Raw genomic sequence first — 26,879 nt, forward strand, 5'->3', positions numbered from 1 at the left:
CTTGGCCATTGGGGTTTAATTCCGCATAATCCCGGTTCTTGTATTCCACTCAGCTCCGGACGGCCGTTCATGCCTCAGAGTTTTATCCTGAAGTTCCTTCAAGGCTTTCAAGTTTATCGAAACCCCCGGGTTATCGGCATGCTGTTCCTTGGCTTCTCCGCTGGGCTTCCGTTGCTGTTGGTGGGGGGTACGTTTACGGCGTGGCTTCGGGATCTGGGCGTTGAACTTGCCACCATTGGCTTTCTCAGCTGGGTGGGCATGGCCCATTCGATCAAGGTGTTGTGGGCACCGATTGTTGATCGCACCAGTATTCCGTTTCTCACCCGTTGGCTCGGGTGGCGGCGTAGCTGGATGCTGGTTTCCCAGATCAGCATTGCCGGCGCATTACTGGGCATGGCATTGACGGACCCAACCCAGCAACAGTGGCTGGTGGCCCTCTGGGCCGTGGTCGCCGCGTTCGGTTCCGCCACCCAGGACATTTCAGTGGATGCCTACCGGGTGGAAGCCGCGGAGCCCCATGAACAAGGCGGCATGGCCGCCAGCTACGTGACCGGTTACCGAGTTGCCATGCTTATGGCCAGTGCCGGCGCCCTGCATATTGCCGCCGTCGGCAGCTGGTCCCTCGCTTACGGCACCATGGCCCTGCTCATGGGCGTTGGCATGGTAACCACACTGATCAGTACAGAACCAAAACACCGCCAGTCTGCCGCAGTGTTTGCCATGGAGGCGCGGGTTATCGGGTACCTGGACCGCACCAAACACAGCGGTGCCCGCAAGAACATCACCGCCTGGCTGATCGGCGCGTTTGTCTGCCCGTTCGCGGATTTCTTTCAACGTTATGGCAAAGCGGCATTGGTGATTCTGCTATTCATCGCCACCTTCCGCATCAGTGACATCTTTATGGGGGTGATGGCCAATCCGTTCTATCTGGACCTGGGCTTTACCAAGTCTCAGATCGCCAACATCGCCGCCGCGTTTGGCTTGATCATGACCCTGAGCGGGGCCGCAGTCGGCGGCGCACTGGTAGCACGTTTTGGCATTGCCCGAATGTTGTTGTTCACCGCGTTTATGGCCCCGGCCACCAACCTCACCTTCGCCGGCCTGGCCATCATTGGCCCCCAACAACCGGGGCTTGTGGCCGCCATTATTGCCGACAACGTCACCGGCGGCATGGCCATCTCGGTGTTTATTGCGTACCTGTCCAGCCTTACCAACACCGCCTATACCGCCACCCAGTACGCGTTGTTCAGCTCATTGATGACGCTGCCCGGGCAGTTTGCAGCGGGCTTTACCGGATTACTTGCCGAGCACGTGGGCTGGGTGGGGTTCTTTCTGATCACCGCCGGAACTGGCGCTCCGGCCATTATCCTGGCAGCCTTGCTTTTCCGCATTGCTCACCCGGATAAGCCGGCACGAGTTGAGGAGGAAACTCCGCCAGGTCAGACAGCTCCCTAGCCATACAGGGCCCGCCAGGACTCAATCACGGAAGTTATTAAACTGCAGCGGAATATCCAGCTCCGCCTCGCGCAGCATGGCAATGACTTCTTGCAGGTCGTCCCGTTTCTTGCCGGTTACCCGCACCTTGTCGCCTTGAATGCTGGCCTGAACCTTCATTTTCTGGTCTTTGATCATCTTCACGATCTTCTTGGCCATATCGGTTTCGATACCCTGCTTCAGGGAAAAATGCTGTTTCACCAGCTTGCCGGCCTTGCTCTCACCGTCTTCCGCCAGGGCCCGGGTGTCAATGTTGCGTTTGGCGAAGGCCATGCGCAGCAGATCAATCAGTTGCTCCAGCTGGAATTCCTGCTCGGCGCTGACGGTAATGCGTTTGTCTTCCAGCTCGATATCCGCCTGCACGTTTTTGAAGTCCCAGCGGTTACCCAGATCACGCTTGGCCTGATCCACCGCGTTGGTGACTTCGTGCATTTCAATTTCTGAAACAATGTCAAAAGAAGGCATGGTCGTTATTCTCCAAAGGCCACACGGGGGTATACTGTGGCGACATTAAAAATACCGGATGTTCCGAAACCGCCAAAGCATACCAAGAGCCGCGGCGAACCGCATCTGACAATGGACTGGTAAGAAGTAGACAAACGATGCCAAACCTGGACCTACCCATACTCGTAGTAGACGACGCCAAATTCAGCAGTATGGTGGTCGGCCGCACCCTGCGAAATGCCGGTTACCGCGATATACGCATTGCCAACAACGCGCCAGACGCCCTGAAGCTGATGGAACAGCGGCAGGTCAGCGTGCTGATTGCCGACTGGCTGATGCCTGAAATGGACGGGCTGCAACTGACTGACCACGTGCGCCAGCAGGATGAGCAGGACAACCACTACACCTACGTGATCCTGCTCACCGCCCGTGAAAGCGTGGAAGCACTGTCGGAAGCTTTCGACCGGGGCGTGGATGATTTTATCTACAAGTCAGACATGACCAAGCAGCTGATCCCCCGAATCTTTGCCGCCGACCGAATGGCCGACCGCCAGAACACCTTGCTGCGGGCCAACGCACTGCTGGTCGAAAACAACCGGGAGCTGGAATCGACCAACATCATCGACCTGGAAACCGGCCTGTGCAACAGCAAGTATGCCCGCCAGCGCCTGCAGAAAACCTTGCGGCACGCGGAATCCCGAGGCGGTTCCACCTCCTACGTGATGTGCGGCATTCGAAACTGGCAAGACCTGAAACGCAAGCACCCACCCAGCGTGATGAGCGAACTGGCCACCGGCATCGCCCGCCGCCTGAGTACCCTGATTCGCCCCATAGACGCCCTGTGCCGCGTAGGCGACAACCAGTTTGCCATCGTCTCCTACTTCCCGAACAGCGACCACTGCTCCACCACCGCGTTCCGGCGAATTTTTGATGGTATCAACCACAAGGCCCTGAAAACCACCGCTGGCTTTATCTCCGTGGAAGCCGGCATGGTCCTGTGCCGCGCCGACGCCCAGGACGGCACGCCCTCGGTGCAGGATATGGAACGGGCGGCGGTGCAAGGCCTGGTTGACGCCTACGAAACCCGCCGCTTTACCGAAACCAAACCCGAGATACGGGAAGGTGTGTAGCCCTCACAAACGGTAACAACGGGACACAGATCACAAACAGACAGGAAGGGCGCGAGGGCTTATTCTGAAACTGTGGAATCAAGCAGTATCCGCCCATGGCGGAGGAGCCGAGTAGTAACTCCGCCGTATTATGGCCCCTGACTCCACAGGATTAACGAATTTTTCAGGCACTTTCGTTCTTTCCGAAGTAATTTCGAGCCAGCTCTTGTGAGCTGGCTTTTTTATTTAGGGGTCTGTCCCCGTATGGGGACTGACCCACTTTTGCCCGTCCCTGCCCCAATACTCGAGCCCATGGGTCCAAGGTGGGTCAGTCCCCATGCGGGGACAGACCCTTAGGGACAGCCCTTGGGAGTCCCTAATCCAACCACGAGTGGGATTGGGTAAAAGTGGGTCAGTCCCCGTTCGGGGACAGACCCTTAGGGACAGCCCTTGGGAGTCCCTAGTCCAACCACGAGTGGGATTGTGTAAAAGTGGGTCAGACCCCTTTGGGGTCAGACCCTGTGAGACCCCGGCGATAATCCCCAGGCGTCTTCCCGGCAGCCGCCTTAAACTTCCGATGGAACGATGTGGTCTCGCTGTACCCCAACCGCAGCGCGATGTCGGGAATACTCATCTCGGTATTCCGCAAATAGTCCTCCGCCATCTGCTGGCGCACATCATCCAGTAGTTTCTGGTAGGAAACACCTTCCTGGCTCAGTTTGCGTTGCAGGGTGCGGCTGGTCATGCCCAGGTCTTCGGCGATCATGTCTTGCCGGGTCACGCCGCTGGCCAGTTGTTTCTGGATGCCCTGTTTCACCCTGGAAGTCAGATCGGTATCGGTATCCAGCAGCGCCAACTGGGAAAGCGCATGGGCTTCAAGGGTCTTGCGCAGCAGCGGATCTGGCTGACGAAGGCGGGTGGCCAGTAACTCCTGAGGCATGGTCACCACATTCTCTGGTGCCTCGAACTCAACCGGGCAGCCCCAGCGCTCCTGATAATCGCCCTCATAGTCAGGGCCTGGCGAGGAGCGTTTCAGGGCAACCCGGATTGGAGAAGCCTCATCACTATCCGCCAGCCAGCGAGCGTAGTTGATCCAGGAAGCGAACACGTTATCCACCACCTGGGGCCACACCACCGGATCGGTAAAATTGCAGGTCCACACCAACGACACTTCATTCCCCTTCATCCGAAGGCCCGTGGTGCCCATGTCCCCCACCAGCTTTTCATAGGGCGCAATCCGGGTGACCGCCTCCCCCAGCGTGGCACAGCTCATGGTGATGTAGCCAAGCACACTGTAGGAACCGGGCTGAACGAAATCACCGGTTTCCAGGCCAAGGATGGGATTGCCGGATGCTTCGGCCAACAGGTGAATAAACGTCTGCAACTGCTCGCCCGTCAGGCGGCCGTCATCGGTATCAAGGATATTCGGCTCAAGGCCGGCTTTGCTGAACAGCTCTGAGGTACTGATGCCCTTGGCATCGGCATAGCGAACGTATTGGCGCAGGGCGGCGACAGAGGCGGTTCCAAGAGGGGTCATGAGACTGCTTTGGTTGTTGATTTTATGCAGCGAGTATAACCGAAAATGGGTAGGGCTGGGGTGTTATAGGGTCTGTCCCCGAACGGGGACTGACCCACCTTTGCCCGTCCGTAGCACTAAACACGAACCCATGGGTCCAAAATGGGTCAGTCCCCATTCGGGGACAGACCCTTGGGACAGACCCCTAGGACAGAGCCTACAGCTTCCGCCCTTTCCCAGCCGCAATCCGCAACCGCAGCGCGTTCAGCTTGATGAAGCCTTCGGCGTCTTTCTGATCATACGCACCCTGGTCTTCCTCAAAGGTGGCAATCTTTTCGTCGAACAGGGAGTCGTCAGACTTCCGGCCAACTACGTCCACGTTGCCTTTGTAGAGTTTCAGGCGAACGGTGCCGTTCACGTAGGTTTGGGTCTGGTCGATCAGTGCCTGCAGGGCTTCGCGCTCCGGGGACCACCAGTAGCCGTTGTAGATGACCTCGGCGTAGCGGGGCATCAGGCTGTCTTTCAGGTGGGCCACTTCGCGGTCCAGGGTGATGGACTCAATGGCGCGGTGAGCACGCAGCATGATGGTGCCGCCCGGGGTTTCGTAGCAGCCGCGGGACTTCATGCCCACGTAACGGTTCTCTACGATGTCCAGACGGCCAATACCGTTGGCGCCGGCCACTTTGTTAAGGGTTTCCAACACTTCGTGGGGCTTCATTTCCTGGCCATCAACGGCAACAATGTCGCCCTTCTTGTAGGTCAGTTCCACGTAAGTCGGCTTGTCCGGCGCGGCTTCCGGAGACACGCTCCAACGCCACATGTCTTCCTCGGCTTCCGCCCAGGGGTCTTCCAGGTTCATGCCTTCGTAGGAAATGTGCAGCAGGTTGGCATCCATGGAGTACGGGCTCTTGCCCTTCTTCATTTCCACCGGAATGTTGCGCTCTTCGCAGTACTTCAGCAGTTTTTCGCGGGAGTTCAGATCCCACTCACGCCAGGGAGCAATTACCTTAACGCCCGGCTTCAGCGCGTAGGCACCCAGCTCAAAACGCACCTGGTCGTTACCCTTACCGGTAGCGCCATGGGAAATCGCATCCGCGCCGGTTTCGTTGGCAATGTCGATCAAACGCTTGGCAATCAGCGGGCGGGCGATGGAAGTACCCAGCAGGTATTCGCCCTCATAGATGGTATTGGCGCGGAACATCGGGAACACGTAGTCGCGCACAAATTCTTCGCGCAGGTCCTCAATGTAGATTTCCTTAACGCCCAACGCTTCCGCCTTGGCGCGCGCCGGCTCAACTTCCTCGCCCTGGCCGATGTCGGCGGTGAAGGTCACCACCTCACAGTTATAGGTGTCCTGTAACCACCGAACGATCACGGAAGTATCCAGGCCACCGGAATAAGCCAGCACCACCTTTTTGATATCAGACATGCCCATGCTCCAGACTGAACAGAATGGATGTGTTGAAAAGAAGGTGCGTATTGTACGGGAGTGCGGGGGGAATGGCTATTGGGCGGAAGAAGTCTGGAAAATGCGCTGCAGCTCGCCGTTATCACGCATGTGTTGCAGCGCTTCTTTTAAAAGACGAGCGTGTTCCGGGTTGCCGCTGTCTGGTGACATATACAGCCGGGCCTTTTGGCCCTTTACATGCTCCTGCAGACGGAACTCTTCTGCAGGAAAGCCGTAAGCGTCAATCGTCATCGCGATGTTGTGATCGCTGGCAAGCACCGCAGATATCCGCCCCAGCATCAGCATTTCAATGGCTTGCCGAATGTTATAAACCGGCACTTTCATCACAGCCTCATCCGCTTTGAACGACTCACCAAGATAGGTACCCCGCACATAGCCAACACGCTTGCCGGCCAGGCCATCCAGGGTCAGGGGGAAATCGGTGTCACGCATCGCCATCAGCATCAGGTTGAGCTGAAGTATGGTATCGACGGGAAAAGCGTTCTCGTCCAGGTCTGGACTTTGAAACAGAAAGGCAAATTCCGCGCGCCCCCTGAGCAGATCAAGGATTACCCGCCGCAGAGGAAGCAACTGCGCACTCACGGGCACACCCGAGAGTTCTGACAACCGGTCCATAAGCGTAATCAGGCTGCCTTGCAACTCGCCCTTGTCGTCCTGAAAGCCCCAGGGCCAGACATCTGGAATCGCAAAGATAGCCGGCGAGGTGGCAGGAACGCTCTCACCTGAAGCAACTTCATCATTAGCGCTAACGTGGGCCGCTGCAACCAGAAAGGCAACCAACAACCCACGAAAGAACGCCATATGCTTGACCAACGCTAAGTTCAGACCGCCTGCTGCTGGTTCACCACCTCATCACGAATGCCATCCCACCCGTCTTTCACAGAACGCAGCAGGTTCAGCACTTCATCCAGCTTGGCAACGTCATTCTTGGCGCTGGCTTCAAGCAGGGTGCGTTCCATGTAGTCGTAAAGAGCTTCGAGACGAGTAGCCAGCTCACCGCCTTTTTCGAAATCCAGGAACGCCCGCAGGCCGCCGATGATTTCGATGGCCTTATTGAGCAACTGCCCCTTAGCCGCGTAATCCTTCGCCTGAATCTTGGACTTGGCCATATTGATGCGCTCGATGGCCCCGTTATACAGCAGCTGAATCAGCTTGTGCGGGTCTGCATCGGTGATGCTGGTTTGGGTATTAACGCGCTGATACGCCTGTAAACCGTTCATATATAACCTCGTTTCACCGTTGTCCGGTATGCCATGGTTGGCTGGCCAACCATCAGTATAGCTGAATTAATCGTTCTGCCGGTTCGGCGCCAGGGCCGCCAGCTGCTGAGTCACGTAATCCCGGGTATTATTGAGCTGGGAGATCAGGGAATCTGCCGCGCTGAACTGGGCCACCAGGCGGGCCTGATAGCTCTCAACCCGCAAATCCAGCTTGATTCTGTCTTCCTGAATGCGCTCCAAATCCCGGTTCAGGGCATCAGTCCGGGAGCTCAAGGCACCCTCTGCACCCAGAATGCTGGTAATCGTATCTACCGCACGTTCACTCACGCCTTCAATAAACTTCACCGAGCCGCGATTACCAACGTCACCGCCGGTAATGCGCACCTGCAGACCAGCGGCATCACCACCAGCATTGTTTGCCAGGAACAGCACCTGGCCATCGCCCTGGGCAGTCTGGCCGTTAATGGTGCCTTGGACATCCTGGCCGGCGGTGCCGGTGGCGGTGTTCAGCCCCGTGACGTTGCTCAACCCCGCCAGGCTTACATTGGAATCACTACCAAAGCGATTGGAGGTGAAGGTCAGACCTTCGGTGGCATCATATGCCACCTGAACCGACCGCCCAGCTGCACTCAACGCAGTATTCTCACGAAGGGCAGTCTGAATGGCAGCGGCAAAATCCTCGCCGGAATAATCACCTGCAGCAATCGAGACCGTTGCGGTGGTTTCACCATCCACCTGGAACGTGAAACTGTTATCGGCTTGAACCTGTATCGCATCTGCGGTGTTTGGGACAGAGTAATTAAGGCTGCCCCGAGTCGCCATCTGGGTTACGTTAATGCTGTAATCACCCGGGCGAGTATTAGAGCCGCTACGAACAAACTCCACCTGGGAATCATTGGTTCTGCCCTGCTCGGCAAACAGTGCGGTAACATCATCCGGGTTTTCCCGAAGCTGCTGCTGAAACTTCTGACTATCAAACTCCAGCTCACCGGTGCGGAAATCCGTGCCAATGCCCACATCCGCCAGACTGCGAACGCTGGCGTTTTCCAGCCCGGGAATAATATCCGTCAGCACTCGCTTCAACTGGTTCTGGATATTCCGAACCGTAGAATCCCCGGTCAGGATACTGCCTTGCCCCGTCTCGCTATCAAATGAGGACAGCTCACGGATGGTGCCCTGCAGCTCGTTGAACTTGTCTACGAACGCCTGAACACGCTCGGCAACCGCCGCCGTGTCCTGCTCCACTTTGATCGTGGACTTACCCTCACCGGTAATGTTGAAGGTCAGCCCATCCACCACGTTTTCAATGCTATTGGTGGCACGGCGAATTTCCACGCCGTTGATTTCCATTACCGCATCGCTCGCCGCAATGGTCTGGCGCATGCCATCCATATTGTCGGGATCCGCCGTATCGAAAGCGAACCGGCTTAATCCTGGGGCGGCACCATCTTCAGAAACAGAGATATTGACGGCGTTTGCTTCACCGGTTTCATCCGCAGACAACACCAGCTGGAAACCGTTGCCGGTATCAATCACACCGGCAGACACGCCCGCATTGGCCTCGTTGATGGCATTCGCCAGGCCTTGCAGCGTGTCGTTGGAAGAATCGATGGTGATGTTGGTGGTCTTGTCACCCACCTGAAGCGTCATGGTGCCACGGCCAACGCTGGTGGCATCCCGGTCGGCGAACACATCCCGGCTGGCCAGGGCCTGGGACTGCGCCAGACTTTTCACATCGAGGCTGTAAGAGCCGCGGCTGGCCTTGCTGGCATCCACCGACACATCAATATTGCTACCCGAGGAAGTGGCGGAAAACGACTTCATCGCATCCGCAGAACCGAGCTGACGCATAGGCAGGCGCAGCTCCGTAACAGCGCTGCGCAACTTGCCGTAGGCAGAAATAAGCGCCTCGGTGCGTTCCGTTCTCTGATCCAGCCGAACTTCCGTGGGCCTGCGCTCCGCAGCCACCAACTGGTCGACAAGATCCGACGTCAACACGCCGGAACCGATACCTAACGATGAAATACTGGCCATAACCGTGCCTCCTCAGGGGGGCGAATCTCTGTACTGATCAGTTTATCGGCAGCAGGCGGCAAAACTTTGCCCTTTTCCGGAAAATTCCTATGCCGATTTGTAACAGTGCGTAAACGCAGAACACCGCCGGCTCTTCTCAGAGGCGGCGGTGCTGAAATACCGTCGTTTTCACCCGCGCAAAAGCGGCAAGCTTTTACACCTTGATGTTAAACAACGTCAGCGGTTCATCCTGCTGCAATTTTTCTGCCAACCTCAATGCTACTTCATCCGGCATCTGGCGGATAACTTCCTGGGTTTGTTGATCAACCACCCTTACGATGGTCTGGCCCATTTCATTATCCACTTCAAACTGAAGATCCCGCTGCACGGTTTGAACAAAGTCGTTCAACTGGCTAACCGCCTCATTCAGCTCCTTGCGCTGCTCTTCATTACGGGCCTGCAGCTTTTCAGCCTGCGAAGCCTGTTGAGCAACCTGGGGAGCCTGCACCTGGCGGGTACCGGCAGCCGAAGCAGCAAGGTCAGGGGCGTTCCGGCCCTCGGCCTGAGATGACGACATTGCCTTGGCCGGAGCCTGGGCGCCAGAGCGCACCAGTTTCAGGTCCGGGCTGTTCAGGTTAACGTCATTCATAGCTTTACCTCGCTATCCTTCAACGGCGGAAGGCCGGAACCCGAGGGTTCCGGCCGTTACCGCTATGCCCCTTACTGCAGGAGGGACAGAACCTGCTGCGGACGGGCGTTCGCCTGAGCCAGGACGGAGATACCGGCCTGCTGCAGTACCTGGGATTTAGCCAGGTTGGCGGTTTCCGCCGCGAAGTCAGCGTCCAGGATACGGCTGTTGGATGCGCTGAGGTTCTCTACAGACGTTGCCAAGTTCGCAATCGTGGACTCGAAGCGGTTTTGGATCGCACCGAGTTCGCCGCGCAGGCTGTTGACGGAGGTCAGAGCTGCGTCAACCCGAGCAATTGCCTCGTTTGCACCCGGGACGTTACTGATATCGATATCCCGGATGAATCCCTCAGCATTGAATGAGTTTTCACCACCTACCGATGCAACATCAGCACCCGCGACCGTAACGCTGTTTTCAGCGGTAAAGCTAACGGTACCAGCAAAGGTTGTCTCGGCAGTGAAGCCAGCCGAGGCCGCATCGTTCAGGCCTACTGCGGCCAGATCAGGATCAGTGGCGGCGCCGGTCGAACCGGATGCTTCCTGCAGGGTAAAGTTTTCGCCGCTAGCCTGCTGAATGACCAAGTTACCACCGTCAAGCGAAGCAGAAATACCAACAGATCCAAGGATCGAATTGCTGTTAATTTCGTCTCTGACCATTGCCGCAGTGATAGTTGTCGAGCCGTCCGCTGCTGGGCTGGCAAAGGCGAGCTCCACCGACTCACCACCAGCGCCAATTGTGATGCTATAACTCTGCGTATCAACACCACTATTCGCTGTAGTAAGCGTTACGTCGCCTGCCCAATCAATTGTCTGGGAGTTTTCGGCTGTCACACTTGACACCCCGTCGACGGACGACCGAATAGCATCAGCAATACTCGCGGCACTGCTATCCTCACCTATCTCAAGGGTTTGAATCTCGCCTGCACCAACACGCAGAGTAAAGTTCTGGTTGTCAGCCAGGGCTTCACCATCAATGTTCAATTCCGCCTGAGCGATGGAACCGATCTGGGAAGCCCGGGTACCTTGGGTAAGGTTAATACCGATGGTTTCCCCAGCATTAGCGCCTACTTGGAAGTCTTGCTGTCCAAAAGAGCCGTCGAGCACACGCAACCCGTTGAACGCAGTCTGGGACGAGATACGGTCGATTTCTTCAAGGCGCTGCTGAACCTCATCGTTCAAGGCAGCTCTGTCTGAATCACTATTAGTAGCGTTAGCAGACTGGACCGCTAGTTCCCGAATCCGCTGCAAGTTGTTAGTAATCTCGTTCAAGGCGCCCTCAGCCGTTTGCGCCAGGGAAATGCCGTCATTGGCATTACGAGTAGCCACGTTCAGACCAGAGATCTGAGACTGGAAACGAGTAGAAATCGCCAGGCCAGCCGCATCATCTTTCGCAGAGTTAATACGCAGACCAGAAGACAAACGCTGCAGAGCCTGGTCGTTCATGCCCTGAGACTTGCTCAGCTGGTTCTGGGCGTTCAGTGAAGCGACGTTAGTGTTAATACCGAGAGCCATATTGCTTCTCCTTCGACAGATGTCGTTATTTCATGGAAAAGGTCTGGCGCCCGGTTCTCAGTTGGGAGCGCCGCCCTGTTACTCCACTTAACGGCACCCTACCCGGTTGCTTTAGAAAAAATTTCAACGATTTTGTAAAGGAATGTAAAAAATCGAATTCGACAGCTGCCACCAGCTAACCGTCACTTGAAAATCACACTCTCGCTCGGAATTTGAGGACCGCTTTCTTGCCCCAACCAGTACTTATGCCCTGGGGGTACCGGCCCACTGCCAGGCTCTGGACATAGAAGACGCTTCAATTGCTTCGCTTCCTCGCGATCACCTACTTCGGTTAATCTGGCAACAAGCTTCTGATGAGATACCTCCACAAGTAGCACACGCTCAACCAACGACAAAAAGGCGTTAAGGTATAAACGCAAAGCCTTCGAATTTCGGTTACTGCCATATTTTTTCTTGGTGTCGGGCAAGTCAAACTCAGGCTGAACGCCCCGAGACACCTCGATTGCTGCAACCAGTGGGTCGAGCAAAGCACTGCGATAGCCCTGCCTCGATTGTTGTTTTTCCTCTCCGTAGACTCCCCTCATTACGTTAGGGAAATAGAGCCGTCCCTGATCAACGAGAATCGAAAGAGAAAGAACCAGCTCCCTCGATCTTTCAATCGCTTCTTGGTGACTCGAATGTTCAAAATGGGCATGCATGCGATTCATCACGTCGACAACCTCTGTGGCCCACTTCTCGACACTCTGATTCAGGCGCCCCCTATCTGCGTCCACCGCCAGCCGATAATTCCTCTGCTGCCAGCGATGACTGATAAACCACCCACAGACAGCAGATATAAATGCTATTCCCGAACCGATTAGAACTTGAAGCACGTTATCTCCCTAGCAGCAATAGATCGCCTTATGGATTCAAGCCGCATATAGCTCTCTCTGAACAGCCAACACGGATTGCCGAAAACACGGATTTGTTAAAGAGGCCTTGGTGATCAGGTCAACGGGCCGATTGAAAAGTGCCTCCAACTCAAGTTTCAAATCAAAGAAAGCAGCGGCTGTTTGTCGAGCTGACAGGTCTGTTTCAAAAGACACAAGAAAATCCAAATCACTTTCCTCCCGGAAACGATCCGTTGTGGCCGAGCCAAAAACCGCAATGCGGCTGACATGATGACGCCTACAGAGTTCTGCAAGGTCGCCGGCGTGTTCTTTGAAGATATCTGGAATGGGGGTCTCTGCCATGATGCTCTACCCGGTCACGAGAACGCGTAGACTCTATCATAGCCCGATAACAGAGCCCCATGTACCTTTGGGGCCAGACCCCAGGACATTTGGTGGAGTGAAATGTACCAACGCAACTCCACAAAACCGGCAACCCTTTTCCCATCCCCCACGCCAACTTTCCGGCAGCGTACAATACCCTGCTCGAAACCTGATCTAAAAACCATCAATTAAAACAGCAATATAACGCCACTTTCTTAAAACTGGCACACCCTTCGCTTGGTATCCGGCAAAACGGCAATTTAACGAATTTCCGCCGGTAAGGGTTCCCCTCTCAGTGGGCACCAGGCTACCGGCACCTCTGAGCAGGAGAATAGATATGCCTCAGGTCATTAACACCAACATTGCGTCGCTGAATGCTCAGCGCAATCTGAATGCTTCGCAGGGCGATGCAAACGTGGCACTGCAACGGTTGTCTTCTGGCCTGCGGATTAACTCTGCCAAAGACGACGCCGCTGGCCTTGCCATTTCCGAGCGCTTCCAATCCCAGATCGCCGGCCTGAACCAGGCCCAGCGGAATGCCAACGACGGCATCTCCCTGGCGCAGACGGCGGAAGGCGCGATGGACGAGATTACCAATAACCTGCAGCGGATTCGGGAACTGGCGGTTCAGTCGGCTAATGCGACGAACAGTATTTCTGACCGACAGGCACTGAACCAGGAAGTGCAGCAGCGGATTGAGGAAATCAACCGGATTGCCAGCCAGACTTCCTTTAACGGGTTGAAGGTGCTGGATGGGACGTTTGGAACTCAAACTTTTCAAGTTGGCGCAAACACCGGCGAAACAATAGGAGTTAGCGGACTGGATTCGCGGGGTAGCCAGCTGGGTGCGACAGTTGGCAAAACAACGAACTTCAGCTCACAACTTGTCCCATTCCCTCCAGTAGAAACAAATGCCCTCGGTCTTGATTACGAGACAAACGTGAGCGGGGACCTAATTATCGACGGCACAACCGTCCCTATTGCTTACACTGGTGCCGTCGGAAATGACATTGAGGACCTGGCGGCAGAGATACAAGCACAACTCACTACGCCATTCCCGGGACTTACGGTGACCGGAGACACTGCGAACGATACCCTTATCTTCACAAACGAATCAGGGGAGACCGTGCAAGTCGCCATTGACCTAACTGACAACGACACGCCAGCTAGCACCTTCGCTCAGTCTTTTGAGTCTACGGGAGGATCACTCGCAGACTTTTTTACAGCGAATGAGGAGGCGTCCATCGACTTTACGGTAAATGGTATATCCTTCACGGCTGATAATGTCACCTCACTCAACGACGTTATTGGCGCCATCAACGCCCGCTCAAACGAAACGGGTGTCGAGGCTAATCTTGATCGAACCAATCAAGAGATAATTTTTGCATCTCAGTTCGGCGAGGATATCGCTGTTCAGTTCACCGCTGATCTTGACGGTGATGGGGTGGATGATATTGATGTAGACGAAACATATGCTGCAGCGACCAATACCGCCTCGTTGAACACCACCGATATATCGACTCCAGACGGTGCTGACCTTGCAATGATCACCATCGATTATGCGATCGACAAGATTAACAGCTTCCGCGCCGAGCTAGGCGCCGTTCAAAACCGCTTCGAGTCCACCATCGCCAACCTGAGCACCACCTCAGAAAACCTCTCGGCCTCCAACAGCCGAATCCGTGATGCCGACTTCGCAGCAGAAACCGCCGAACTGGCTCGCACCCAGGTGCTCCAGCAGGCTGGTCTCTCCGTACTGGCCCAGGCCAACGCCAGGCCCCAGCAGGTGCTCCAGCTGCTGCAGGGCTAATCTCCTGCAGCACAACCAAAACGGCCGGGCTAATCACCCGGCCGTTTTGCTTTTGGGGTCAGACCCCAAGACATTTCACCCCATCAAATGTACAGGGGTCTGACCCCAAATTTCGCTTGCCTCATCCTAGCTACCATTAGCCAATAACGACCCCACGCGCTAAACTAAGTCAATTGAACTAAGCAGCACCGAAGGAGGGCTAGATGGAATCCGTCAACATGCACGAGGCTAAAACCCGGCTGTCACAACTGGTCGCCCGCGCCGCCAAAGGCGAAGCTTTCATAATTGCAAAGGCGGGCAAGCCTGTTGCCAGGGTAACCGCCTACGATTCTCCTGAAGAGAGTCAACAGAGACGATTGGGTTTCTTGGCGGGCGAATTCAAAGTACCGGACGATTTTGATCGGATGGGGCAAGACGAAATAACCGAGTTGTTCGGAGGGTGACATGAACCTTCTTCTGGACACTCACCTACTGCTCTGGGCCGCAGCGGAGCCAAATAGGTTATCCCCCGAAGCGGCAGCCATGATCAGTAACGAAAATAACAGGCTGTACTTCAGCGCCGCCAGTATCTGGGAAGTCGTCATCAAAAATGGCCTGGGGCGGCCAGACTTTCATGTTGACCCACATCTGCTCCGACGCGGACTGGTTGATAATGGCTATACAGAATTGGCAATTTCGTCACTGCATACCTTGGCCGTTAGCCACCTGCCGGAAATCCACAAAGACCCATTCGACAGAATTCTCGTTGCCCAGGCCGAGACAGAGGGCTTCCTGTTGCTGACGGCCGATGATTTGGTAGCGCGTTACCCCGGCCCTGTTCGCCGAATCTAATTTGGGGTCAGACCCCAAGACATTTCCCGGCTCCAAATGTACTTGCGTTCTCCGGCATTCACCGCCGGTTAACCTGACTCCCCATATATTGTCTGAGCAATTTATTAATCCGGGTTTGATAGCCTTTACCCTGGGCCTTGAACCAGGCCAACACATCCTCATCTATCCGGAGCGTTACAGGTTGCTTGGCTGGCAATCGCAGTTCAGCCCTCTCGAAGAATGCATCATCCAGCTCTGGTATATCGCTGGTATCGATTTGCTCGTCGCCATGTTCTGCCATTCGTTGCCAGTCTGTTTTAGATGTTCTGTTCATAGAGCCTTACCTCCCGACGAGCTGCTTTCCGAGCTGAAATAATCCGGACAGCGTCCCCACATCTCTCGACATAAACCACCACCCCGATAAACTGCTTGATCAGACCAATGGCAATCCAACGTTCTTCACCATAGGCATAAAGATCATCTATAGCCGTCAGCATTGGGTGAGTAAAAATATCTTTGCCTCATCCCACTCAAAGCGCATCACACATCCCTGTATTTACTTCTGTACGTACAAAATACCGCATTCTGGGGTCAGACCCCAAGACATTTCACTCCACCAAATGCACTGGGGTCTGACCCCACCCTAACCCTTAGCAAACACCCCCTCAAACAAAGCCGTTCTCCGAAGCCGTTGCTCAGCCTCCTCGCGGAACAGCACTCGCTCCGGGTTCAACTCAATCAACCCCAACAGCCTAAACAGGCGGATTACCCTGGAATCCAGTGCCCAGCGGGTTTGTTGTTCTTCGCTGGCATACGGCCGCGGGAGCGCTGAAAGGGGCAATTGCGGGAAGGCCGCCAGCATGTCGTTTATGTAGCCATCCACCGGCAACCAGTCGCCGCCTTTCTCTGCCAGCAGCCAAAAGAAGAAGGGGCCGACGGTTTGTATATCGTCCAGCCCGTCGTAATGGTCCATCCAGGCCCAGTTAAATTCAGAGAACGCCGCGGCCAACATGTCCTGGTACAGGGTTAGCCAGCCTTTGGTATCGAGGCGTTTGGCGGCGGCTTTCTTCAGCAGCAGGCGGCCCTTTTCCTTTCGGGTGTAGCCGGCCAACTCCAATAGCACACGGGTAAGCTGCACGCCAAGAATGTCCTCCTCGGAACGCACGGAACCGTACCCGGCAAAAGGCACCACAACCTCCTCGCCGGCGGCCTCAATCATGGCCTTCACCTGCTTAAGCGGCAGGTTACCTTTGCCGGTCAGGCGAATGCCCTTCTCGCCCAGCTCGTTGAACAGCACTTTTGCCATTTGCAGGATGGGTGCGGCATCCAGTTCCTGATCAACCGTTTTTGCATTGATCAGCGACTTGAACACAGACGGGCAATGCAGCGGGCTCTGCAGCAGCTCATGCATCTGGCTGGGACTTAAACCGCAAAAATCAACAGGTGGCAACGCATCAACGTCGCTCTCCGCAAACAGGGCATCCCGCTCTGGAAGCAGCTGATTGATCTCCTCCAGGTTCACAAACTCGGGATCAAACTCCCCACCCCACCACTCCTTCACACCCTCGTGTTCCGGGTGCGCGGGGTCATGCATTGCATCCAAAAACTCATAGTAGCCATGCACCCCACCCACATCCTCCGGTGGGCACTGGCGGGCGGCTTTTATACAATGGGGCAATTGCCCTTCATCGCCTACAGGCAGAATCTTCTCCAGCTTCACCTGGTGTTCCCAACTGTCGCCAAAATCATACTCATATTTGATGGCCTGGCCTTCGCGCTTCAGAACACTGCCCACCCGCAAGCGGGTTTCATCCAGAAACCCCATCATGTCATCTTCATCCTCCGCCGGGTCGCCAATCAGCCTGCCATCGGCCGCCTGAAACAAATGCAGATGCGACGCCCGCCACCCCATGGCAATCTGAATAATCCGGTGCAAATCCTGAAACGTCGCCTCCGGCGAGATCAGCAACCTCCGCCAAATAGGCGGCCTGATGCCAGAAAGCGTGACCTTAACCTGATAAACACCTTTACCCTGCGCACCCATAACCGCTCCTATTTTTGGGGTCAGACCCCAAGACATTTCGAGGCTGCAAATGTATTGGGGTCTGACCCCAAATTCAAATGTCCGGGGGTCAGCCCCAAATCTCCACACCTTACCTAACCACCCCTGCCAAGTTATGATAACTTTCACCTTGCACCTTCCTGAAAACGCATGAGGTAATCGCTATGCAACTTGAAGAGCTAATCAGCATGGTCAGCCGTTTGCCGCCGGCGAGACAACAGGAAGTCATCGATTTTGCGGCCTTTCTCGAACAGCGATACGCTGCCAAGAACAATCAGCAACAAACCGACTGGTCTGAGGAAGACTTCAAGGCCATGAGTGCTGAGCAAGCCATGCGAGGCATCGAGGATGAGCCAGAACTCTATTCAGATGAAGATATTCAGGAGCATTGGCAGTGAAGCAGGCTGGTGATATCGCTTTGATGCCATTCCCATTCACTAACCTGGCCAACGCAAAAAAACGGCCTGTCCTGCTGTTACGAAAGCTGGATAATAGTCACGACGACTGGTTAGTTTGCATGATCTCCTCCCAGTTACATCAGTTTAATCCAGATCTCGACTGGAAACTCGACAGTACCCACCCAGTAACAATCTGGGGTCAGACCCCAAGACATTTCGAGGCTGCAAATGTATTGGGGTCTGACCCCAAATTCAAACACCAAACTGGCACACCTTTCGCAACACCTCCCTCAAAGCACGGCAAACCGTCAAAAAACTGCAGACCTTTGCCGCATCGAATCATGGCTGGTAACGAGGTGTTCCATGCACGTACAACATCACAATGCTCATCTTCCCCGCTCGGTTCAGGCGCAGGCGGCGCGGTTGGTTTTGCAGGCGAATCTGGCGTATGGGGAGTCCAACAGTAACGGGCTTTCCTATGTGCAGCGGCTGAAGGCGCGGTTTGAATGCCGGGAGTACCTGGACCAGGCGCTGGCGCTGGAGCCGGAAAACGCGGCGGCCCTTGGCCTGCTGGGCCGGGTGGAGATGGACGACGGCCAGCTGGAGAAAGCCCATGCGCTGTTCAATGCCAGCCTGAACAGCCAGCCGGGGCAGGCGCAGCAGTATTGCAACCTGGGTTACTGGGCGCTGAAGAGCGAACGGCCCGCCCTGGCTGAGGAATACTTCCTGCGGGCGCTGGAGTGCGACCGGCAATCCGCCGCCGCTTTCTGCGGTGTCGCCCACGCCAAGCGCTTGCAGGGGCAATTCGATGTGGCCTACCTGCATTACCGCAAACTGCTGCAAACCGGTTCCCGTTGGGATTCGGTGTATTCCGGCATGCTAACCTGCGCGCAGCACCTGCAGATTCACAAGGCAGACACCGACCTGGCGCAGGATGCCATCGCCCTGCTTCGCAAAGACGGCCTGCCCCATCAGGAAATCGGCCGCTTTGTCGGCGCCATCATCCAGCAGCAGTACGATCTGGATAACCCGAACGCCGAAGTGTTCCTGGATGCCGCCGCTGAAGACGAACTGCTGATTCTGGCCCTTCAGAAAACCCTGATGCCGAACGCGTCGGTGGAAGAATTGGTGGTCATGCTGCGCCGGGCGATCATGGCGGAAGTGGCGCAAACCGCCAGCCTGCGGGATGAACTGCAGCCCCTGTGCCTGGCCATTGCCGAGTACGCAGACCGCACCGGTTACGCCCTGGCCGCCGAAGACGATGAAGAGCGCCTGGCGGCCACGATTAACGACAGCATTGTGGCCCAATTCGCCGTGCGCGAACCACAAGAGGCCCTGATTGGCTCGCTGATGATCAGCGCCATGTACGGTGCCCTGTTCCATCAAAGCTTTGCCATGCAGCTGGGGCAATGGAACCTGGTAGACTGGCCCCTGGCCATGCAGCCGATGATAGCCGCCAGCTATTACAGCCGCGCCGAAGAAGAAGCCATCAAACAGAATTTTGACGAAAAAGCGGAAGAGCTCTGCCTGGCCAAAACCGACGTGCCACAGGCCTGGCCAGCGTGGAGCCAGCTGGCCTACCGCACCGAAACCAGTTTGAAAGCGGTGATGGCCCAGGAACTTGGACTGAATACAGACAACCTGCCCGCCACCCTGCGCATTCTGGTGTGCGGCGCCCAGTCCGGCCAACGTGCCATGGAACTGGCGCAATACCTGGACGATGTAGAGGTAATCGCGGTAGACGAATCCCTGGCCAACATCGCCAAGGCCACCCGCATGGCGCAAACCCTGAACATGGATAACATCGTGTTCTGGCCCTGGTCCATCGCCCAGCGCTTCGTGGCCGATGGCCATCAGGTACATTGGGTGGAAGTGGGCCGCCTACCATCACCGGCCATGACCGAGCTTTCCCTGGCAGCACTCATCAACAGCGCCTCCATTGCCGGTGCCGTGGTGCACATGCACACCAGCATGGCCGAGCAAACCGCCGGCGACAAACAGATCCGCCGACTGATTGCAGAACACCAACTGCAACCCACCCGCACCAGCCTGCGCCAGCTACGCCGTATGGTACTGGCGAACAAACAAGACGCGGTATGGGCCAACCTGCTGAAAGACGACGACTTCTACAGCCTCGGCGGCTGCCGCGACCGCTGGTTCCGCCCACAAGACGCCGCCCAGCTCAAAGAGCTGCTGGCGCTGGTCAGTAACGAAGTGGAATGGAAACTCGTCAAAGCCCGGGACGAAGACGGCCACAGCCTGGCCACCGCCCCGGTACAACGCCAAATCCAGGCCGAGGCCCTGGGCAGCGAAGTGCAAAGCCTCATGGGCCAGAACCTCAGCGTCTACTTCCAACGCCGGAGATAAACGTTGGGGTCAGACCCCCGGACATTTGGCCGCATCAAATGTCTTGGGGTCTGACCCCAAATTTACATGTAGGGGATGAGGGATTCGCCGTAGAGATGGAGGTCTTCGAGGATTTGCTGGTTCCTGGGCGTGAGCTCCGGGTCGGCGGCGAGTTTTTGCAGGATGCGGCCGTACTCTTCCAGTGAGCGCCAGCCTTTCTTGGGGTGCATAAGGCGTTGGCTGCGAAATTCTTCCCAGCGTTCCATTTCTTCGCCGCTCAGAGTGCCCGGGTAATTTCGGGCGCGGTAACGAAACAGCATGTCTGGCAGGCGTGCGTCTTCAAAATTCACATCCTGCTCACCCAGGGTATCTGCCGGCTGGGTCAGCAGCCAGTTCAGTTTCTCCCGGTCGGTTTTGCTGATGAAGCCACCGGCGTAGAGTTGTTCGTCCGGGTCGGTCAGGTCGCTGCCGGCGAAATCCTGCTCGAAGGCTTGAGCGATGCGGCCTGGCAGGTCTGGCGCTTGCCGCAGTTTGGCCAGGTTGGCGCGCAGCACGTCGCCGTCCAGCTCCAGTTCCGCCAGCCGTTCCGGCGACAGGGTTGACAGCATGTTGGCCGGGGCCAGCACCGGGCACTTGTTCAATTGCACACCTTTCAAAGGGAAACGGCTAACGCCCTCACCCAGCTCCGCCTGTGACGTAAATACCCGCTCACGAATCTGCTCCACGGTGGCGTTGATCAGTTCAGTGGGGTCTTCCCGCAGGTCGTACACAATCACCTGGTTCTTGTTGCTCAGACTTTCCGCCACCGGCGCCACCAGGGCACAGCATCCGCGGGTGGCCGGGTACTTGGCGGAAATATGGAACACCGGTTTCATGGCAGCGGTGTCCAGCATTTGCCGGGCGGAGTGCTTGTCTTTGTTGCTCAGAACGAAATCAAACAGCTTGGGCTGCTTCTCTTTGATCAGCTTGGCCACGGCGATGGTTGCCAACACATCAGACATCGCATCGTGGGCAGCCTCGTGGGCAATACCGTTAGCCACCGTCAGTTCCTCCAGCTTGAAACTGGGGCTGCCATTTTCTTTTTTCGGCCAGTTGATGCCTTCCGGGCGCAGGGCGTAGGTCAGGCGCACCATGTCGATGATGTCCCAGCGGGAGTTGCCGTTCTGCCATTCCCGGGCGTAAGGATCACGCAGGTTTCGGTACAGGGTGTGGCGGGTAACTTCATCATCAAAGCGCAGGCTGTTGTAGCCCACGGCGCAGGTGCCGGGCTGGCTGAAGGCTTCGTTGATCTGGGCGATGAATTCCGCCTCCGGAAAGCCGTCTTCCAGTGCTTTCTGCGGGGTAATGCCGGTAATCAAACAGGCTTCCGGGGAAGGCAGGTAATCGTCTGTCGGTTTGCAGAAGATCACCAGAGGATCTTCGATCACGTTCAGATCGGCATCGGTGCGTACGCCGGCAAACTGGGAGGGGCGGTCATGAACCGGGTCCACACCGAAGGTTTCGTAATCGTGCCAGTAGAAAGATCTGATCAAAACGCGGCTCCTGCAACCCGAAGAAATACCAGAAGCAGGAGTTTAGCAAACTTACGCGGCGCTTGAGCCTGTAAACCAAATTGTGTAACTGCCCACGACTGAGTAATCTTTTCAAAAGGATACCATCGTGGGTACACAAGTGGATCAAGAAAAACTCAAAGCCATGGCCGCCGAGCTGGCCAAGGACATCAAGTCCGAAAGAGATCTCGGAGCCCTCACTCAACAGCTGGTCAAGCTTACGGTCGAGACCGCCCTCAACGCCGAACTGGACGCACATCTCGGATACGAGAAGCACGCGCCCGAAGGCCGTGGCACCGGCAACAGCCGTAATGGCTATTCTGCCAAACGCCTGAAGGGCCAGCACGGCGAAGTACCGATAGAGGCCCCTCGTGACCGGGACGGTTCCTTCGAGCCTCAGTTCGTCCGCAAAGGCCAGTCCCGCCTGACCCAGATGGATGACCAGATCCTGGCGCTTTACGCCAAGGGCCTGAGCACCCGGGATATCGTGGATGCCTTCAAGGAAATGTACGACGCGGACATCTCGGCCACTCTGGTATCCAAAGTGACGGAGCGGGTGATCGAGCAGGTTCAGGAGTGGCAGAATCGTCCGCTGGATCCGATCTATCCCATCGTCTATCTGGACTGCATCGTGCTGAAGATCCGCGACAACAAGCGGGTCATCAACAAGTCCCTATACCTGGCCCTGGGCATCAACATGGACGGCCAGAAGGAGCTGCTAGGCCTCTGGCTGGCCGAGACCGAAGGCGCGAAGTTCTGGCTATCAGTACTGACAGAACTGAAGAACCGTGGTCTGGAGGACATCCTGATCGCCTGCGTGGACGGCCTCAAGGGCTTCCCGGATGCTATTGCTGCTGAGTACCCTCAGACCAAGGTGCAGCTGTGCATCGTGCACATGGTTCGCAACTCGCTGCGCTACGTGTCCTGGAAGGACTACAAAGCCGTGACGGCCGACTTGAAGCAGATCTACCAGTCTGCCACAGAACATGAAGCCCGGCAGGCGCTGGAGGCCTTTGGCGAACGCTGGGACGGCCAATACCCACAGATCTCTCGCTCCTGGCACAGCCACTGGGACAATCTGATTACCATCTTCGAGTACCCGCCGGCGATCCGGAAGGTGATCTATACCACCAATGCCGTTGAGTCACTGAACAGCGTGATCCGCAAAGCGACCAAGCGCCGGAAGCTGTTCCCAAGTGATGACTCGGCGCTGAAAGTGGCCTTTCTGGCTATCCAGCAGGCCTCGAAGAAATGGACCATGCCGATCCGTGATTGGAAGCCGGCCTTGAATCGCTTTATTATCGAATTCGGTGACCGCCTGGACGGCCACCTGTAATGGGGTGGGCAGTTACACAGATTTATTTACAGGCTCCGGCGCTTTGACGGGCATTACCCGACAACATGGCCTCAATACTCAAATGATAATCCAAAGACTCCCACTCGATGCCCGTGCCATCGCAAATAAAACGATACTCGCGAACCTGGGCAATGGAAGCTTCCTCAAGCTCCGGATACCAATGCACGGGTGTCGAAATAACACGGCCATCATCCAATTCAACATGCAGATGGCGATCATCAATGTGGACGGACTTACCTCTGAAACCAGGCATTCCAACTCTCCAGAAAATCAGACTGATGACGCTCCACAATACTTAAGCACTCCCGCAGCTCCTGATTCTTCAGATTGCTGTACTTCACTGCAAGCGTCGGCACCTCAATCTTAGCCCAACGCTCGCCTTTAAGCACATGCACGTGTGCAGGAGGGTGATCATTTGCATAAAAGAAGAACTTGAAGCCATTCAAGAGCAATAATGTGGGCATCCTTGCCTCTGTGTATATCTTAGTCACTACAACTTGTGGAATTTCCGGAAACAATCAAAACAACTTCGTCCCCATATCCACCTGATGAGTCCGCAACCGGTCCACGCCCTCACCCGTTAACTGGCTCAAGTCCACTGTCATATTCGTAGGCAGGTTAATGAACACCCCCTTACCCACGCTGATGGTGTTGGCGCCATCCAGGCTTTGCCAGTCAACATTCTCATCACGCTGGAACCCGATGAAAAAGCCATCGGTGAAGGCTACCTCGCCCTCTGCCGCACCTTCGTCACCCACGATGATGGAACGCAGGTTGGTGAGCGGCGCGCAGTTCACGCCAGAAACACAAGACAAGGGCTCATCGCCATTGGGCACAATACCAATGTGGGATGCGCGGTAATTCGTGGCTGTTTCACCCTCACCGGCAAACAATGCAGTATCGTAAATGGTGCCAGACTCGTCTTCCCGCACCTTCAGGCCGGGCATGGCTCCACTGAAGCTGGTGGTATGAGAAGACACCGAACCCCGCGCCTGCTGGAATCCCAAACGGAAGCCCGCCAGGCCCTGAGCATCTTCAGCCAGTTCGATATAAGGCCGCTGGGCCTCAAAGGGAATAACCTCACCTTCATTATAGGTTCGGCCATTGAATACTTCGCCGTCGGCACGGGCGATATGCCCCAGCGCCAGGTGGCTTGCTGAAAAATCGGTGCCGCCATCAATCTGGCCCACCTGAATATCATCCACATTGACTCGCGTTTCCACGTCCATACCCAGAGTCATCCGGGTGAAGTCATGGTTTTCGCCGGCAATGTTTTCTATCTGCATAAAGGCCTGCCCGGTCACCTCGCCCATTGCATCATCTGAAATGGGCTTAAGATCGGCCTGGGCAACGGGCGAAATACCCAGGCAGAACGTGGCAAGGGCAGCGTATCCATACGCTTGCGTCTTCATATTAGTGTCTCTGATTGTTTTTGTGAGTCAGTTTCCGACGCCGACTCATGCCGCCCGCTTATTTTGTTATTTCGGTGCTGGCATACGGCCACGTTATTCTTTGTAACGTTATGTGTCTTTTTGACCGTCACCAGACTATAACGGAGGCCCGCGCGTACATAGAGTGACCAAAATCACATTCACTCATTACGTAGATGTCATTTCCTCGTTAAGCATGATCGCCATCACAAGATTACACTTATCCTCACCTGCCCACAGCACGGAAGAAACAATAACCAGCGCACCGGAAATCAATGATGTAGCCTATAGATACATATCATCCGGCACTGCTATACTGAATCACTTTACCCATGGCACTGATCAACCACCGATGTCTACCCAGATCCTGATTTGCGACGACTCTGCCCTCGCCCGCAAGCAAATGGCCCGGGCACTGCCTGCTGGCCTGGCGGACGACATCCTGTTTGCGACCAATGGCGAAGAGGCCCTGCAAATTCTTCGCGACCACAAGGCCGAGCTTCTGTTTCTGGATCTCAACATGCCAGAAATGGACGGCTATCAGGTACTTGAACATATCCGCAAGGAAGACCTCCCCGTCTTGACCATTGTGGTCTCCGGCGACATTCAGCCCGAAGCCAGGGAGCGTGTGCGTAAACTCGGCGCCATCGACTTCATCAAAAAGCCCACAGACACCGGCCTTGTTACCAGATTGCTCGAGGAGTACGGCTTTTATCGCCCCGGCGAACTGGAAACCGCAGCGCTGAAGGATTCCTCTCTGCGCAGCAGCGTCAGCAAAGCCCGGGAAATCTCCGTCAGCCTGAACGACTACCTGCAGGAAATCGCCAACGTGGCCATGGGCCGCTCGTCTGACCTCCTGGCCCGGCTACTCAGGGTGTTCGTAAAGCAGCCGATCCCGAAAGTGGCGTTTATCGCCAATTCCGAACTCCACATGGCCATTTCCGCTGCCCAGCAAGGCGAAGCCTACTCCGCCGTGTGCCAGGGATTTACCGGCGCCGGGCTTGCTGGTGAGGCCCTACTGCTGTTCCAGGACGCCAGCTTTCAGGAAATGGCCGAACTGCTGCATTACGATGTAGTCGAGGGCGAAGCCGTTAACGTGGAGGTGTTGATGGACATGTCCAGCATCCTGTTCGGCGCTTTCCTGAACGGCATTGGCGATCAGCTGGATCTGAAACTTGGCCTGGGCCATCCCAGCGTTCTGGGCCAACATCGCCCCATCAACGAACTGCTGGAACACCATAGCAAGCGGGAAGAACAACTTCTTTGTATTGAAATCAGCTACGCCATCGAAAACCGCGATATTCATTGCGATATGCTGATACTGTTCACCGAAGACTCGGTGCCCTTCCTCGAAAAACGCCTCGAATACCTGGTGGATTGACCATGGCCTTTCAGAACCCCGAAGCAGGCGCCTTTCACTGGCTGGTAGACATGCTCGAATCGGTCGAGGTTGGCCTCGTGGTGCTGGACCTCGATTTCCGCGTGCAGGCCTGGAATGGCTTTATGGAGCATCACAGCGGCATTACCGGCAGCCAGATCCAGAACAAAGTCCTGTTCGACGTGTTTCCGGACATCCCGCAAGCATGGCTTACCCGCAAAGTCGATGCCGTCGCCATGCTCAACACCCGGGCGTTCACCTCCTGGGAGCAGCGCCCCTACCTGTTCAAATTCCGGAACACCCGGCCCATCACCGGCACCGAAGAGTACATGTTCCAGAACCTCACCATCAGCCCGCTAACCGGCACCAACGGTGAGGTCGACAAGATCTGCCTGCTGATTTACGACGTGACCGAATTCGCCAGTAGCAAGCGGGCCCTGGAGCGGGCCAACGAACAGCTTGCCAAACTGAGCATGACAGACCGCCTGACCGGCTTGCTCAACCGTGGCACCTGGGAGAACCTGGTAGATGCGGAATACGAACGCTACCGGCGCTACGGCCAGGCCACCAGCCTGGTGATGTTCGACATCGACCACTTCAAGCCAGTCAACGATACCTACGGCCACCTGGCCGGCGATGAAGTCATCCGCCACACCGCCCAGATTACCCGCAGCAGCATCCGCCAATCCGACAGCGCCGGGCGCTACGGTGGTGAAGAATTCGGCATCATCCTCCCGGAAACCGATGCCGAAAACGCCCGCCTCCTCTGCGAGCGCATTCGTGAAGGCATCGAAAAAAGCACCGTGGAAACCAGCGCCGGCAACATCACCTACACCATCAGCATGGGCATCGCCCAACTCACCGACGAGCCGGAGAACTATATGCAGTGGATGCAGAAGGCGGATGAGGCGCTGTATGCGGCCAAGGAGAGTGGGCGGAATAAGGTTGTTGTTGGGGAGTGATTTTTGGGGTCAGACCCCCGAACATTTGGCACCACCAAATGTCTTGGGGTCTGACCCCAA

Annotated in this window: 27 protein-coding genes; 10 read left to right on the top strand and 17 right to left on the bottom strand. The window is 56.1% G+C overall.

What is annotated here, in order from left to right:
• The first annotated feature begins 69 nt into the window (after positions 1–69).
• Positions 70–1,455: an AmpG family muropeptide MFS transporter gene (locus FIV08_RS12540; RefSeq protein WP_152438551.1), complete on the top strand. Its 1,386-nt coding sequence runs from the start codon at positions 70–72 to the stop codon at positions 1,453–1,455.
• A gap of 21 nt (positions 1,456–1,476) precedes the next feature.
• Here FIV08_RS12540 and FIV08_RS12545 read toward each other — a convergent pair whose 3' ends face one another.
• Complete coding sequence (locus FIV08_RS12545; RefSeq protein WP_152438552.1) at positions 1,477–1,959, bottom strand: YajQ family cyclic di-GMP-binding protein; 483 nt, start codon at positions 1,957–1,959, stop codon at positions 1,477–1,479.
• Between the two features lie 137 nt (positions 1,960–2,096).
• Here FIV08_RS12545 and FIV08_RS12550 point away from each other — a divergent pair, with 137 nt between their 5' ends.
• Positions 2,097–3,068: a response regulator gene (locus tag FIV08_RS12550; RefSeq protein ID WP_058092390.1), complete on the top strand. Its 972-nt coding sequence runs from the start codon at positions 2,097–2,099 to the stop codon at positions 3,066–3,068.
• Positions 3,069–3,543: 475 nt separating this feature from the next.
• Here FIV08_RS12550 and FIV08_RS12555 read toward each other — a convergent pair whose 3' ends face one another.
• The 9 genes from FIV08_RS12555 to FIV08_RS12595 form a co-directional block, all read right to left on the bottom strand.
• Positions 3,544–4,584 (bottom strand): AraC family transcriptional regulator, encoded by a 1,041-nt coding sequence (locus FIV08_RS12555; protein ID WP_152438553.1) that lies wholly within the window; start codon positions 4,582–4,584, stop codon positions 3,544–3,546.
• A gap of 196 nt (positions 4,585–4,780) precedes the next feature.
• The gene (locus tag FIV08_RS12560) at positions 4,781–5,992 is read right to left on the bottom strand and encodes an argininosuccinate synthase (RefSeq protein WP_061333619.1); all 1,212 of its coding nucleotides are present in this window, start codon (positions 5,990–5,992) and stop codon (positions 4,781–4,783) included.
• Positions 5,993–6,067: 75 nt separating this feature from the next.
• Positions 6,068–6,832, bottom strand: a complete 765-nt coding sequence (locus FIV08_RS12565) for a substrate-binding periplasmic protein (RefSeq protein WP_152438554.1) — start codon at positions 6,830–6,832, stop codon at positions 6,068–6,070.
• Positions 6,833–6,852: 20 nt separating this feature from the next.
• Positions 6,853–7,251, bottom strand: coding sequence for a flagellar export chaperone FliS (gene fliS, locus FIV08_RS12570; protein ID WP_152438555.1), 399 nt, complete (start codon positions 7,249–7,251; stop codon positions 6,853–6,855).
• A 66-nt stretch (positions 7,252–7,317) separates the two neighbouring features.
• Positions 7,318–9,285 carry a flagellar filament capping protein FliD gene (fliD, locus tag FIV08_RS12575; RefSeq protein WP_152438556.1) on the bottom strand — a complete coding sequence of 656 codons (1,968 nt, stop codon included), beginning with the start codon at positions 9,283–9,285 and terminating at the stop codon, positions 7,318–7,320.
• A gap of 193 nt (positions 9,286–9,478) precedes the next feature.
• On the bottom strand, positions 9,479–9,913 hold the full coding sequence (locus FIV08_RS12580; protein WP_152438557.1) for a flagellar protein FlaG: 435 nt from the start codon (positions 9,911–9,913) through the stop codon (positions 9,479–9,481).
• Positions 9,914–9,984: 71 nt separating this feature from the next.
• Entirely contained in the window at positions 9,985–11,463 is a 1,479-nt protein-coding gene (locus FIV08_RS12585) for a flagellin (protein WP_152438558.1), read from the bottom strand.
• A gap of 182 nt (positions 11,464–11,645) precedes the next feature.
• Entirely contained in the window at positions 11,646–12,335 is a 690-nt protein-coding gene (locus FIV08_RS12590) for a hypothetical protein (RefSeq protein WP_152438559.1), read from the bottom strand.
• Positions 12,336–12,371: 36 nt separating this feature from the next.
• Positions 12,372–12,695 (bottom strand): nucleotidyltransferase family protein, encoded by a 324-nt coding sequence (locus tag FIV08_RS12595; RefSeq protein ID WP_152438560.1) that lies wholly within the window; start codon positions 12,693–12,695, stop codon positions 12,372–12,374.
• A gap of 358 nt (positions 12,696–13,053) precedes the next feature.
• Between FIV08_RS12595 and FIV08_RS12600 the strand changes: the two genes are divergently transcribed.
• The 3 genes from FIV08_RS12600 to FIV08_RS12610 all read left to right on the top strand — a co-directional run bounded on the left by FIV08_RS12600 (position 13,054) and on the right by FIV08_RS12610 (position 15,357).
• On the top strand, positions 13,054–14,526 hold the full coding sequence (locus tag FIV08_RS12600; RefSeq protein WP_152438561.1) for a flagellin: 1,473 nt from the start codon (positions 13,054–13,056) through the stop codon (positions 14,524–14,526).
• A gap of 203 nt (positions 14,527–14,729) precedes the next feature.
• Positions 14,730–14,969: a type II toxin-antitoxin system Phd/YefM family antitoxin gene (locus FIV08_RS12605; protein WP_061333890.1), complete on the top strand. Its 240-nt coding sequence runs from the start codon at positions 14,730–14,732 to the stop codon at positions 14,967–14,969.
• A 1-nt stretch (position 14,970) separates the two neighbouring features.
• A complete protein-coding gene (locus tag FIV08_RS12610; RefSeq protein WP_152438562.1) occupies positions 14,971–15,357 on the top strand; it encodes a type II toxin-antitoxin system VapC family toxin in 387 nt (128 codons plus the stop codon).
• Positions 15,358–15,415: 58 nt separating this feature from the next.
• On the opposite strand, the gene FIV08_RS12615 is transcribed toward FIV08_RS12610, so the two are convergent.
• The 3 genes from FIV08_RS12615 to FIV08_RS12625 all read right to left on the bottom strand — a co-directional run bounded on the left by FIV08_RS12615 (position 15,416) and on the right by FIV08_RS12625 (position 17,380).
• Positions 15,416–15,670, bottom strand: a complete 255-nt coding sequence (locus tag FIV08_RS12615) for a BrnA antitoxin family protein (protein ID WP_152438563.1) — start codon at positions 15,668–15,670, stop codon at positions 15,416–15,418.
• Positions 15,654–15,848, bottom strand: coding sequence for a BrnT family toxin (locus tag FIV08_RS12620; RefSeq protein ID WP_228715552.1), 195 nt, complete (start codon positions 15,846–15,848; stop codon positions 15,654–15,656). Before FIV08_RS12620 ends, FIV08_RS12615 begins: the two co-directional genes overlap by 17 nt.
• Before the next feature lie 131 nt (positions 15,849–15,979).
• On the bottom strand, positions 15,980–17,380 hold the full coding sequence (locus FIV08_RS12625; RefSeq protein WP_152438565.1) for a plasmid pRiA4b ORF-3 family protein: 1,401 nt from the start codon (positions 17,378–17,380) through the stop codon (positions 15,980–15,982).
• A gap of 182 nt (positions 17,381–17,562) precedes the next feature.
• Between FIV08_RS12625 and FIV08_RS12630 the strand changes: the two genes are divergently transcribed.
• Both FIV08_RS12630 and FIV08_RS12640 read left to right on the top strand, forming a co-directional pair.
• Positions 17,563–17,796: a DUF2281 domain-containing protein gene (locus FIV08_RS12630; protein WP_152438566.1), complete on the top strand. Its 234-nt coding sequence runs from the start codon at positions 17,563–17,565 to the stop codon at positions 17,794–17,796.
• A gap of 363 nt (positions 17,797–18,159) precedes the next feature.
• Entirely contained in the window at positions 18,160–20,163 is a 2,004-nt protein-coding gene (locus FIV08_RS12640; protein ID WP_152438567.1) for a tetratricopeptide repeat protein, read from the top strand.
• A gap of 62 nt (positions 20,164–20,225) precedes the next feature.
• Here FIV08_RS12640 and sbcB read toward each other — a convergent pair whose 3' ends face one another.
• Complete coding sequence (sbcB, locus tag FIV08_RS12645; protein WP_152438568.1) at positions 20,226–21,674, bottom strand: exodeoxyribonuclease I; 1,449 nt, start codon at positions 21,672–21,674, stop codon at positions 20,226–20,228.
• A gap of 139 nt (positions 21,675–21,813) precedes the next feature.
• Between sbcB and FIV08_RS12650 the strand changes: the two genes are divergently transcribed.
• Positions 21,814–23,028 carry an IS256 family transposase gene (locus FIV08_RS12650; RefSeq protein ID WP_152439654.1) on the top strand — a complete coding sequence of 405 codons (1,215 nt, stop codon included), beginning with the start codon at positions 21,814–21,816 and terminating at the stop codon, positions 23,026–23,028.
• 22 nt (positions 23,029–23,050) lie between these two features.
• Here the strand turns inward: FIV08_RS12650 and FIV08_RS12655 are convergent, their stop codons facing one another.
• The 3 genes from FIV08_RS12655 to FIV08_RS12665 are packed head-to-tail and all read right to left on the bottom strand — an operon-like array spanning position 23,051 to position 24,461.
• The gene (locus FIV08_RS12655) at positions 23,051–23,302 is read right to left on the bottom strand and encodes a DUF2442 domain-containing protein (protein WP_152438569.1); all 252 of its coding nucleotides are present in this window, start codon (positions 23,300–23,302) and stop codon (positions 23,051–23,053) included.
• On the bottom strand, positions 23,283–23,513 hold the full coding sequence (locus FIV08_RS12660) for a DUF4160 domain-containing protein (protein ID WP_061333902.1): 231 nt from the start codon (positions 23,511–23,513) through the stop codon (positions 23,283–23,285). The genes FIV08_RS12655 and FIV08_RS12660 overlap by 20 nt, the downstream gene beginning before the upstream one ends.
• Positions 23,514–23,567: 54 nt before the next feature.
• Entirely contained in the window at positions 23,568–24,461 is an 894-nt protein-coding gene (locus FIV08_RS12665) for a DUF6160 family protein (RefSeq protein WP_152438570.1), read from the bottom strand.
• Between the two features lie 370 nt (positions 24,462–24,831).
• Here FIV08_RS12665 and FIV08_RS12670 point away from each other — a divergent pair, with 370 nt between their 5' ends.
• Together FIV08_RS12670 and FIV08_RS12675 are read left to right on the top strand one after the other, a co-directional pair.
• Positions 24,832–25,860 (top strand): response regulator, encoded by a 1,029-nt coding sequence (locus FIV08_RS12670; RefSeq protein ID WP_152438571.1) that lies wholly within the window; start codon positions 24,832–24,834, stop codon positions 25,858–25,860.
• Between the two features lie 2 nt (positions 25,861–25,862).
• Positions 25,863–26,819, top strand: a complete 957-nt coding sequence (locus FIV08_RS12675) for a GGDEF domain-containing protein (RefSeq protein ID WP_152438572.1) — start codon at positions 25,863–25,865, stop codon at positions 26,817–26,819.
• Positions 26,820–26,879: the final 60 nt, after the last annotated feature.

The sequence above is a fragment of the Marinobacter sp. THAF197a genome (genome assembly GCF_009363275.1).
Classification (GTDB): Bacteria; Pseudomonadota; Gammaproteobacteria; order Pseudomonadales; family Oleiphilaceae; genus Marinobacter.